We start from the raw sequence: 10,831 nt of genomic DNA, 5'->3' as shown, positions 1-10,831 counted from the left end.
AACACACCATTTTTCATTTCTTATTACGGAGAAATGAAACAGTGTGTCGTTTCAATTTTCAGCTTGATCCAGATTTTTAAAGAGCAAATATCTCAAACATGACTCGGAAGTCAGTTTTGAGATATTAAGGTCGGCGACTTTCACTCACACATACCAGCAAGTGGCGTCCCCTAGGGGATTCGAACCCCTGTTACCGCCGTGAAAGGGCGGTGTCCTGGGCCTCTAGACGAAGGGGACACTGAAGTCTCAATCGCAAGACGCCTTGCTATTTACTTTTCATCAGACAATCTGTGTGAGCACTACAAAGAACGTTTCTTTAAGGTAAGGAGGTGATCCAACCGCAGGTTCCCCTACGGTTACCTTGTTACGACTTCACCCCAGTCATGAATCACAAAGTGGTAAGCGCCCTCCCGAAGGTTAAGCTACCTACTTCTTTTGCAACCCACTCCCATGGTGTGACGGGCGGTGTGTACAAGGCCCGGGAACGTATTCACCGTGGCATTCTGATCCACGATTACTAGCGATTCCGACTTCATGGAGTCGAGTTGCAGACTCCAATCCGGACTACGACATACTTTATGAGGTCCGCTTGCTCTCGCGAGGTCGCTTCTCTTTGTATATGCCATTGTAGCACGTGTGTAGCCCTACTCGTAAGGGCCATGATGACTTGACGTCATCCCCACCTTCCTCCAGTTTATCACTGGCAGTCTCCTTTGAGTTCCCGGCCTAACCGCTGGCAACAAAGGATAAGGGTTGCGCTCGTTGCGGGACTTAACCCAACATTTCACAACACGAGCTGACGACAGCCATGCAGCACCTGTCTCAGAGTTCCCGAAGGCACCAAAGCATCTCTGCTAAGTTCTCTGGATGTCAAGAGTAGGTAAGGTTCTTCGCGTTGCATCGAATTAAACCACATGCTCCACCGCTTGTGCGGGCCCCCGTCAATTCATTTGAGTTTTAACCTTGCGGCCGTACTCCCCAGGCGGTCGACTTAACGCGTTAGCTCCGGAAGCCACGCCTCAAGGGCACAACCTCCAAGTCGACATCGTTTACGGCGTGGACTACCAGGGTATCTAATCCTGTTTGCTCCCCACGCTTTCGCACCTGAGCGTCAGTCTTTGTCCAGGGGGCCGCCTTCGCCACCGGTATTCCTCCAGATCTCTACGCATTTCACCGCTACACCTGGAATTCTACCCCCCTCTACAAGACTCTAGCCTGCCAGTTTCGGATGCAGTTCCCAGGTTGAGCCCGGGGATTTCACATCCGACTTGACAGACCGCCTGCGTGCGCTTTACGCCCAGTAATTCCGATTAACGCTTGCACCCTCCGTATTACCGCGGCTGCTGGCACGGAGTTAGCCGGTGCTTCTTCTGCGAGTAACGTCAATCACCAAGGTTATTAACCTTAATGCCTTCCTCCTCGCTGAAAGTACTTTACAACCCGAAGGCCTTCTTCATACACGCGGCATGGCTGCATCAGGCTTGCGCCCATTGTGCAATATTCCCCACTGCTGCCTCCCGTAGGAGTCTGGACCGTGTCTCAGTTCCAGTGTGGCTGGTCATCCTCTCAGACCAGCTAGGGATCGTCGCCTAGGTGAGCCGTTACCCCACCTACTAGCTAATCCCATCTGGGCACATCCGATGGCAAGAGGCCCGAAGGTCCCCCTCTTTGGTCTTGCGACGTTATGCGGTATTAGCTACCGTTTCCAGTAGTTATCCCCCTCCATCGGGCAGTTTCCCAGACATTACTCACCCGTCCGCCACTCGTCACCCGAGAGCAAGCTCTCTGTGCTACCGTTCGACTTGCATGTGTTAGGCCTGCCGCCAGCGTTCAATCTGAGCCATGATCAAACTCTTCAATTTAAGTTTGATGCTCGTGAATTAAACTTCGTAATGAATTACGTATGTTCACTCAGAGACTTGGTATTCATTTTTCGTCTTGCGACGTTAAGAATCCGTATCTTCGAGTGCCCACACAGATTGTCTGATAAATTGTTAAAGAGCAGTGCCGCTTCGCCTTTTCTCAGCGGCGCGGGGTGTGCATAATACGCCATCCCGCTACGAAGTCAAGCATTTAATTTCGCTTCCTTCGCCGGAGTTCTTAGTGTAACCCCGCTGACCCGGCGGCTTGTAGCCCGTTGTTCCGTGTCAGTGGAGGCGCATTATAGGGAGTTATTTCAGGCTGACAAGTTAAAAATACAAAAAACTTATCAAGCGATTACTTTTCAACCAATGGTTCAATTTTCGCCTGGTTTTTAAACAAAAACGAGCCCCGTAGGGCTCGTTTATTGTCGTTTTGTGACTTACTGCACTGCCACAATACGATCGTCATTCACTTCCAGGCGAATCGTTTTGCCTGGAATCAGCTCACCAGACAGGATTTGCTGCGCCAGAGGGTTTTCGATCTGTTGTTGGATAGCGCGTTTTAATGGACGTGCGCCATACACCGGATCGTAACCATTCGCACTCAGCAGCTTAAGCGCCTCGTCAGAGATATGGATTTCATAGCCACGCTCTTCCAGACGTTTGTACAGACGCTGCAGTTGGATCTGAGCAATAGAAGCAATGTGCTGCTCACCCAACGGATGGAATACAACAACCTCATCTATACGGTTGATGAATTCCGGGCGGAAGTTATGGCTCACGACGCCCAGCACCATATCCTTCATGTGGCCGTAATCCAGCTCACCAAAGCGTTCCTGAATCAGATCCGACCCCAGGTTCGAGGTCATGATGACAACCGTATTACGGAAATCGACCGTTCTCCCCTGTCCGTCAGTCAGACGACCATCGTCAAGCACCTGCAACAGAATGTTGAATACATCCGGGTGCGCTTTCTCCACTTCATCCAGCAGGATGACAGAGTAAGGACGACGACGTACCGCTTCCGTCAGGTAACCCCCCTCTTCATAACCGACATATCCCGGAGGCGCGCCAACCAGACGAGACACCGAGTGTTTCTCCATAAACTCGGACATATCGATACGCACCATTGCATCATCACTGTCGAACATAAAGTTTGCCAGCGCTTTGCACAGCTCAGTTTTACCGACACCGGTTGGGCCAAGGAACAGGAATGAGCCAATCGGACGATTCGGATCGGACAAGCCCGCGCGGCTACGACGGATGGCGTTAGAAACGGCTTCCACCGCTTCATTCTGGCCAATCACGCGGCTATGCAGCTCCTGCTCCATACGCAACAGTTTTTCCCGTTCGCCTTCCAGCATGCGAGCAACCGGGATCCCGGTCCAGCGCGCCAGCACTTCCGCAATTTCTGCGTCCGTGACTTTGTTACGCAGCAGACGCATGGTTTTGCCTTCAGACTGGGTGGCTGCTTCCAGCTGTTTTTCCAGTTCAGGAATTTTGCCGTACTGCAATTCAGACATCCGCGCCAGGTCGCCGACGCGACGCGCCTGTTCGATGGCAATTTTTGCCTGCTCCAGCTCAGCCTTGATAGTTTGCGTTCCCGAGAGGGATGCTTTTTCAGCTTTCCACTCTTCTTCCAACTCAGAATACTGGCGCTCTTTGTCGTCCAGCTCTTCATTGAGCATATCGAGACGTTTTTTACTCGCCTCATCAGACTCTTTCATTAATGCCTGCTGTTCCAGTTTGAGCTGGATAATACGGCGGTCGAGCCTGTCGAGTTCCTCCGGCTTGGAGTCAATCTGCATACGAATGCTGGATGCCGCCTCATCAATAAGGTCGATAGCTTTATCCGGCAACTGACGATCGGCAATATAGCGGTGAGACAGCGTTGCTGCCGCAACAATCGCCGGGTCAGTAATCTGCACATGGTGGTGCAGCTCATAACGCTCTTTCAGGCCGCGCAGAATCGCGATGGTATCTTCAACGCTTGGCTCAGCCACAAACACTTTCTGGAAACGACGTTCCAGCGCCGCATCTTTTTCGATGTACTGGCGATATTCATCAAGCGTTGTTGCGCCTACGCAGTGCAGTTCCCCACGCGCCAGCGCCGGTTTCAGCATGTTCCCGGCGTCCATGGCGCCATCGGCTTTACCTGCACCTACCATGGTATGCAGCTCATCAATAAACAGAATGACATTGCCTTCCTGTTTCGAGAGATCGTTCAGCACACCTTTTAAGCGTTCTTCAAACTCACCACGATATTTAGCCCCAGCCACCAGCGCGCCCATATCCAACGCCAGCACGCGGCGACCTTTTAAGCCTTCCGGCACTTCACCATTGATGATACGTTGGGCCAGACCTTCCACGATGGCGGTTTTACCGACACCGGGTTCCCCGATTAACACCGGGTTATTTTTAGTACGACGTTGCAGCACCTGAATGGTGCGGCGAATTTCTTCATCACGCCCGATTACCGGATCGAGTTTGCCCTGTTCGGCACGTTCGGTCAGATCGACGGTATATTTTTTCAAGGCCTGACGTTGGTCTTCAGCCCCCTGGTCATTCACGCTTTCACCTCCACGCATTTGTTCAATTGCCTGAGTGATATTGGCGGTCGAAGCACCTGCTGATTTTAATAAGTCGGTCAGCGTACCGCGTGACTCAAGCGCCGCCAGAACGAACAGTTCTGACGAAATAAAGTTGTCCCCACGTTTTTGCGCCAGCTTGTCGCAAAGATTCAGTACACGCACCAGATCCTGAGAAGGCTGAACGTCACCGCCGGTACCTTCTACCTGCGGCAACCGGCTCAACGCCTGGTCAATGGCTGTACGTAACTGGCCAGCATTAATGCCGGCAGACGTTAATAAAGGACGTACCGATCCCCCTTCCTGATTCAGCAAGGCGCTCATTAGATGAAGTGGTTCGATGAATTGATTGTCGTGCCCCAATGCGAGTGACTGGGCATCGGCAAGAGCAAGCTGGAATTTATTAGTAAGACGATCCAGACGCATAACTCCTCCCATAACAGGCCAAAATTGCTACTGGAGATTAAATGAGGTCATCCCTCAATTATTCAAGGTGAATGACCTGAATTATGTGAAAAGAAAATTACGCGTACCGGATCGTCTTGATTCTTTAGGTTATATCAGCCAAATAAAACTTGCCATACGACCCGTGGTATTGTCGCGACGATAAGAGAAGAACGTCTCACTTTCGCTGAAGGTGCAGCGGTCGCCGCCGTGGACGTTCTCTACGCCGACATTTGCCAGCCGCTGGCGCGCAAGCTGATAAATATTCGCCAGGTATTTGTCGCCATGCGGTACAAATGCAAGGTCCGCTTGCGGATCTTTCGCCATGAACGCTGCGCGAACTTCTGGCCCCACTTCAAACGCGTTCGGGCCAATCGCCGGGCCTAACCAGGCAATAATGTTTTCAGGTTTATCGGCAAAACACGCTACCGTCTCTTCCAGTACGCCGGCGCATAATCCGCGCCAACCCGCATGTGCCGCCGCGACTTCCGTTCCCGCGCGATTACAAAACAGCACCGGCAGACAATCGGCCGTCATCACCGCACAAACGGTGCCCGGCGTGTTGCTGTATGAAGCATCAGCACGTTTGGAGGCGTAAGGCCCGCCGGTCAGTTTCAGTACATCCTTACCGTGGACCTGCTCCAGCCAGACAGACTTTGACGGCAGATTGCCCGCAGCAAACAGTCGTTTGCGGTTCTCTTCAACATGCTCCGGGTTATCGCCGCAATGGGCGCCCAGATTCAGCGAATCGTAAGGCGGCATACTGACACCGCCAATACGGGTAGAACTACACGCCGCAACACCTTGCGGTATCGGCCACTGCGGGACAATTAGCTTACTCATAGCCAGGCAATATCATCCTTATGTTCTTCGAAATCAGCGCGCATCACTGCAATCAATTGCACCATATCTTGTGGTATAGGCGCGTGCCATTCCATTTCGATACCGGAAATTGGGTGATACAGGCGCAGCATAGTCGCGTGCAGCGCCTGGCGGTCAAATTTACGCAGCACGGAGATAAATTCGTCTGAAGCGCCTTTCGGTGGACGCGGACGGCCGCCGTAGACCTGATCGCCTACCAGCGGATGGGTGATATGCGCCATATGCACGCGGATCTGGTGCGTACGTCCGGTTTCCAGACGCAACCGCAGACGCGTGTGCACACGGAAGTGTTCCATAATGCGATAGTGCGTCACCGCCGGTTTACCCATTGGATGCACCGCCATGTGCGTACGTTTGGTCGGGTGACGGCTAATCGGTTCCTCAACGGTTCCGCCTGCCGTCATGTGACCAATCGCCACGGCTTCGTACTCACGAGTGATTTCACGCAGCTGCAGCGACTCCACCAGACGTGTTTGCGCCGGAACGGTCTTTGCCACCACCATTAATCCGGTCGTGTCTTTATCCAGGCGATGTACGATACCCGCACGAGGAACATCCGCGATTGGCGGATAGTAATGCAGCAACGCATTCAATACCGTACCATCAGGATTCCCGGCGCCCGGATGCACTACGAGGTCACGGGGTTTGTTGATGACAAGAATATCGTCATCTTCATAAACGATATCCAGTGGGATATCCTGAGGCTCAAAACGAACCTCTTCATCAATTTCTGCATTGATGGAGACGCGCTCTCCGCCCAACACTTTTTCTTTCGGTTTATCGCAAAGATTGCCATTTACCAGTACGCGCTGGTCGAGGATCCATTCTTTTATGCGCGATCGCGAATAATCAGGGAACAATTCGGCCAAAGCCTGATCTAAGCGTTGACCGAGCTGATTTTCGGAGACTGTTGCGGTGAGTTCTACTCGTTGTGCCATAAACTGCTTCTTCGTTTAACGTTGGGTTTTACGGCTTTGCCGTTTAATATAGTGTGCTATTGTAGCTGGTCTTAACCGGGAGCAGGAACAGAGAATCTCCCGTAAAACATTTTGAGGAAAGTCAAAACGTCATGACGCGCATGAAATATCTGGTGGCAGCAGCCACGTTGAGCCTGTTTTTGGCGGGTTGCTCTGGTTCAAAGGAAGAGGTGCCCGATAATCCGCCAAATGAAATCTACGCGACTGCTCAGCAAAAGCTGCAGGACGGTAACTGGAAACAGGCAATAACGCAATTGGAAGCGTTGGATAACCGTTATCCATTTGGACCGTATTCTCAGCAGGTGCAATTAGATCTCATCTACGCCTACTACAAAAACGCCGATCTGCCACTTGCTCAGGCTGCCATCGATCGTTTTATCCGTCTTAACCCGACACACCCTAACATTGATTATGTCATGTATATGCGTGGCCTGACCAATATGGCGTTGGATGATAGCGCACTGCAAGGATTCTTTGGTGTTGATCGCAGCGATCGCGATCCGCAACATGCCCGAGCTGCGTTTAATGACTTTTCCAAGCTGGTACGTGGCTATCCGAACAGCCAGTACACCACTGACGCCACTAAACGTCTGGTGTTCCTGAAAGATCGTCTGGCTAAGTATGAATATTCCGTTGCGGAATATTACACTGCCCGCGGTGCATGGGTTGCCGTGGTAAACCGTGTGGAAGGCATGCTGCGTGACTTCCCTGATACTCAGGCAACACGTAATGCTCTGCCGTTGATGGAAAACGCTTATCGCCAGATGCAGATGAATGCGCAGGCAGAAAAAGTAGCAAAAATTATTGCCGCCAACAGCAGCAACACCTGATTTACCTCAGAATGCAAAACGGCAGCCCAACGGCTGCCGTTTTTTTATCCATTAACGTCATCACTGAAGCGGTTTAGCTTCGACGCATCTCATCAAATATGGCCTGCTTTCAGGTATTCCTCAAGTAAAAAATCGCTTGTTCCTGCTATGCCTCACAAAAAGGTTTTCTTGACAAAAAGCGACAAAATAATGTGATTTAGATCACACATTTTGACATTAGGAACGGTATGCTGGAATCACCAAGACGGGAAAGACAAGAGGTAAAATTTATGACAATGAACATTACCAGTAAACAAATGGAAATTACTCCGGCAATTCGCCAGCATGTCGCAGACCGTCTCGCCAAACTAGAAAAATGGCAAACTCATCTGATTAATCCACATATCATTCTGTCTAAGGAGCCACAGGGTTTCATTGCTGATGCCACCATCAATACACCGAACGGACATCTGGTCGCCAGCGCAAAACACGAGGATATGTACACCGCAATTAACGATTTGATCAACAAGCTGGAACGGCAGCTCAATAAAGTGCAGCACAAAGGCGAAGCCCGTCGTGCCACAACTTCAGTCAAAGACGCCAACTTCGTCGAAGCAGAAGAAGAGTAGTCCCTTACATTGAGTGTATCGCCAACGCGCCTTCGGGCGCGTTTTTTGTTGACAGGGTGAAAACAGTACGGGTACTTTACTGACGTAGCCAAAGGAAAATTACATGAAACTTATCCCGTTCTTCTTCGCATTCTTTTTTACCTTCCCCTGAATGGGAGGCGTTTCGTCGTGTGATAAAGAATGCGAAGACGAACAATAAGGCCTCCCACAACGGGGGGCCTTTTTTATTGATAACAAGAAAGGCAACACTATGACATCGGAAAACCCATTGCTGGCGCTGCGCGATAAGATCAGCACGCTGGATGAAAAATTACTGGCCCTGCTGGCTGAGCGACGTGGACTGGCCGTAGAAGTTGGCAAAGCTAAACTGCTTTCTCATCGTCCGGTTCGTGATATCGACCGTGAACGTGATCTGTTGGACCGACTCATTCAGCTTGGCAAAGCACATCATCTCGATGCTCACTACATTACTCGCCTGTTCCAGCTCATCATCGAAGACTCCGTCCTGACTCAACAGGCACTGCTGCAGCAGCATCTGAACAAAATTAACCCGCACTCGGCGCGCGTAGCTTTCCTAGGACCAAAAGGGTCATATTCCCATCTCGCCGCACGTCAGTATGCTGCCCGTCATTTTGAGCAATTTATTGAAAGCGGCTGCGCGAAATTTGCCGATATCTTTAATCAGGTTGAAACCGGACAAGCTGACTACGCAGTGGTTCCGATTGAAAACACCAGTTCCGGTGGGATTAACGACGTTTACGACCTGCTACAGCACACCAGCCTGTCTATCGTTGGCGAAATGACCATTACGATAGACCACTGTGTCCTGGTGTCTGGCACGACGGATCTCGAGACCATTGAAACGGTATATAGCCATCCGCAGCCGTTCCAGCAGTGCAGTAAGTTCCTCGGTCGTTACCCACACTGGAAGATTGAGTACACCGAAAGCACCTCTGCGGCGATGGAAAAAGTTGCGCAGGCTAACTCACCCCGCGTGGCGGCGCTGGGGAGCGAAGCCGGAGGCGTACTGTATGGTTTGCAGGTGCTTGAACACATTGAAGCTAACCAGACGCAAAACATCACCCGCTTCGTGGTACTGGCGCGCAAAGCAATCAATGTTTCCGACCAGGTTCCGGCGAAAACAACGCTGCTGATGGCGACAGGACAACAAGCCGGTGCGCTGGTTGAAGCGCTGCTGGTACTGCGTAACCATAATCTGATTATGACTAAACTGGAGTCACGCCCAATTCACGGCAATCCGTGGGAAGAGATGTTTTATCTTGATATCCAGGCCAACCTGGAATCCCCGCAGATGCAAAAAGCGTTGAAGGAGTTGGGTGAGATTACGCGTTCGATGAAAGTACTGGGCTGCTATCCGAGCGAGAACGTGGTGCCAGTGGATCCGAGCTGACAATCTTAATTTTCCGGATGGCGCTACGCTTATCTGGCCTACAATTCATGCGACTTTTGTAGGCCAGATAAGGCGAAGCCGCCATCCGATATCTTACTTAAGGACGACTGTCATTCGCCTGGCGCAACAAAGTACGGCTTTCACTCTGGAAGCGTTTCGCATAATCGCCGAACCAATGCTCCACCTTACGGAAGCTGTCGATAAACGCTTGCTTATCGCCCTGCTCCAGTAAACCGATCGCCTCGCCAAAACGTTGGTAGTAGCGTTTGATCAGCGCAAGGTTGCTCTCAGACGACATAATGATATCGGCATAAAGCTGCGGATCCTGGGCAAACAAACGTCCGACCATCGCCAGCTCAAGGCGGTAAATCGGAGAAGATAGCGCCAGCAACTGCTCAAGCTGAACATTCTCTTCCGCTAAATGCAGACCATAAGCAAAGGTCGCAAAGTGACGCAATGCCTGAATAAACGCCATATTCTGGTCATGTTCAACGGCGCTGATCCGATGCAGACGCGCCCCCCACACCTGAATCTGTTCCAGAAACCACTGATAAGCTTCCGGCTGGCGTCCGTCACACCAGACAACGACCTGCTTGGCCAGACTGCCGCTGTCCGGACCAAACATTGGGTGTAATCCCACCACCGGGCCGTCGTGGGCCGCCAGCATCGCCTGCAAAGGACCGTTTTTCACCGAAGCCAGATCCACCAGAATACAGTCGGACGGCAGACGCGGTAATTTGGCGATCACCTGCTCGGTGACGTGGATCGGCACACTGACGATCACCATGCCGGCATCAGAGACAATCTCCGGCGCGCGATCCCAGTCCTGCTGTTCCAGGATCCGTACCTGATAACCTGACAGGGTGAGCATTTTTTCAAACAGACGCCCCATCTGACCGCCGCCGCCGACAATCACCACCGGTCGCAGAGAAGGACAGAGCGTTTTAAACCCTTTATCGTTCTCACTGGAATAAGATTCGCGCATAACACGGCGCAGCACATCTTCAATCAGGTCCGGCGGCACGCCAAGTGCTTCCGCTTCCGCCCGGCGGGAGGCCAGCATAGAGGCTTCCCGTTCCGGCACGTAGATTGGCAGTCCAAAGCGGCTTTTTACTTCACCGACTTCGGCAACCAGCTCCAGGCGGCGTGCCAGTAAATCCAGCAGCGCCTTGTCGACTTCATCAATTTGATCGCGTAATGCGGTCAATTCAGCAACCATAACCAACCTC

At 51.7% G+C, this 10,831-nt stretch carries 8 protein-coding genes, 1 tRNA gene, 1 rRNA gene and 1 other annotated feature; of the genes, 4 read left to right on the top strand and 6 right to left on the bottom strand.

What is annotated here, in order from left to right; all coding sequences use genetic code 11:
• Nucleotides 1-161 precede the first annotated feature (161 nt).
• The 5 genes from WHR59_RS06000 to rluD all read right to left on the bottom strand — a co-directional run bounded on the left by WHR59_RS06000 (nt 162) and on the right by rluD (nt 6,714).
• Nucleotides 162-237 (bottom strand) — tRNA-Glu (locus WHR59_RS06000).
• A gap of 85 nt (nt 238-322) precedes the next feature.
• Nucleotides 323-1,862 (bottom strand): 16S ribosomal RNA (locus WHR59_RS05995).
• A gap of 440 nt (nt 1,863-2,302) precedes the next feature.
• A complete protein-coding gene (clpB, locus tag WHR59_RS05990) occupies nt 2,303-4,876 on the bottom strand; it encodes an ATP-dependent chaperone ClpB (protein WP_043017231.1) in 2,574 nt (857 codons plus the stop codon).
• A gap of 129 nt (nt 4,877-5,005) precedes the next feature.
• Nucleotides 5,006-5,737: a purine nucleoside phosphorylase YfiH gene (yfiH, locus tag WHR59_RS05985; RefSeq protein ID WP_100194673.1), complete on the bottom strand. Its 732-nt coding sequence runs from the start codon at nt 5,735-5,737 to the stop codon at nt 5,006-5,008.
• A complete protein-coding gene (gene rluD, locus WHR59_RS05980; RefSeq protein WP_043017233.1) occupies nt 5,734-6,714 on the bottom strand; it encodes a 23S rRNA pseudouridine(1911/1915/1917) synthase RluD in 981 nt (326 codons plus the stop codon). Before rluD ends, yfiH begins: the two co-directional genes overlap by 4 nt.
• Before the next feature lie 131 nt (nt 6,715-6,845).
• Between rluD and bamD the strand changes: the two genes are divergently transcribed.
• From bamD to pheA, 4 genes are all read left to right on the top strand, one after another.
• Complete coding sequence (gene bamD / locus WHR59_RS05975; protein WP_043017234.1) at nt 6,846-7,583, top strand: outer membrane protein assembly factor BamD; 738 nt, start codon at nt 6,846-6,848, stop codon at nt 7,581-7,583.
• Between the two features lie 269 nt (nt 7,584-7,852).
• A complete protein-coding gene (gene raiA, locus WHR59_RS05970; protein WP_003031244.1) occupies nt 7,853-8,191 on the top strand; it encodes a ribosome-associated translation inhibitor RaiA in 339 nt (112 codons plus the stop codon).
• A 102-nt stretch (nt 8,192-8,293) separates the two neighbouring features.
• Nucleotides 8,294-8,419: a sequence feature (Phe leader region), on the top strand.
• Nucleotides 8,295-8,342, top strand: a complete 48-nt coding sequence (pheL, locus tag WHR59_RS05965; RefSeq protein ID WP_101706155.1) for a pheA operon leader peptide PheL — start codon at nt 8,295-8,297, stop codon at nt 8,340-8,342. Its footprint overlaps the feature before it by 48 nt.
• Nucleotides 8,420-8,441: 22 nt before the next feature.
• The gene (gene pheA, locus WHR59_RS05960; RefSeq protein WP_075145815.1) at nt 8,442-9,602 is read left to right on the top strand and encodes a bifunctional chorismate mutase/prephenate dehydratase; all 1,161 of its coding nucleotides are present in this window, start codon (nt 8,442-8,444) and stop codon (nt 9,600-9,602) included.
• Nucleotides 9,603-9,699: 97 nt separating this feature from the next.
• Here pheA and tyrA read toward each other — a convergent pair whose 3' ends face one another.
• Nucleotides 9,700-10,821, bottom strand: a complete 1,122-nt coding sequence (gene tyrA, locus WHR59_RS05955; RefSeq protein WP_003826456.1) for a bifunctional chorismate mutase/prephenate dehydrogenase — start codon at nt 10,819-10,821, stop codon at nt 9,700-9,702.
• Nucleotides 10,822-10,831: the final 10 nt, after the last annotated feature.

Origin of the sequence: Citrobacter europaeus (genome assembly GCF_037482245.1) — a bacterium.
GTDB lineage: Bacteria > Pseudomonadota > Gammaproteobacteria > Enterobacterales > Enterobacteriaceae > Citrobacter > Citrobacter europaeus.
The sequence above is the reverse complement of the archived record's forward strand: the minus strand, read 5'-3'. Positions and strand labels throughout refer to the sequence as shown.

What these genes read in the sequence shown, in the direction of transcription:
- clpB (WP_043017231.1), bottom strand. Translation starts at nt 4,876, where the DNA reads ATGCGTCTGGATCGTCTTACTAATAAATTCCAGCTTGCTCTTGCCGAT.
- yfiH (WP_100194673.1), bottom strand. Translation starts at nt 5,737, where the DNA reads ATGAGTAAGCTAATTGTCCCGCAGTGGCCGATACCGCAAGGTGTTGCG.
- rluD (WP_043017233.1), bottom strand. Translation starts at nt 6,714, where the DNA reads ATGGCACAACGAGTAGAACTCACCGCAACAGTCTCCGAAAATCAGCTC.
- bamD (WP_043017234.1), top strand. Translation starts at nt 6,846, where the DNA reads ATGACGCGCATGAAATATCTGGTGGCAGCAGCCACGTTGAGCCTGTTT.
- raiA (WP_003031244.1), top strand. Translation starts at nt 7,853, where the DNA reads ATGACAATGAACATTACCAGTAAACAAATGGAAATTACTCCGGCAATT.
- pheA (WP_075145815.1), top strand. Translation starts at nt 8,442, where the DNA reads ATGACATCGGAAAACCCATTGCTGGCGCTGCGCGATAAGATCAGCACG.
- tyrA (WP_003826456.1), bottom strand. Translation starts at nt 10,821, where the DNA reads ATGGTTGCTGAATTGACCGCATTACGCGATCAAATTGATGAAGTCGAC.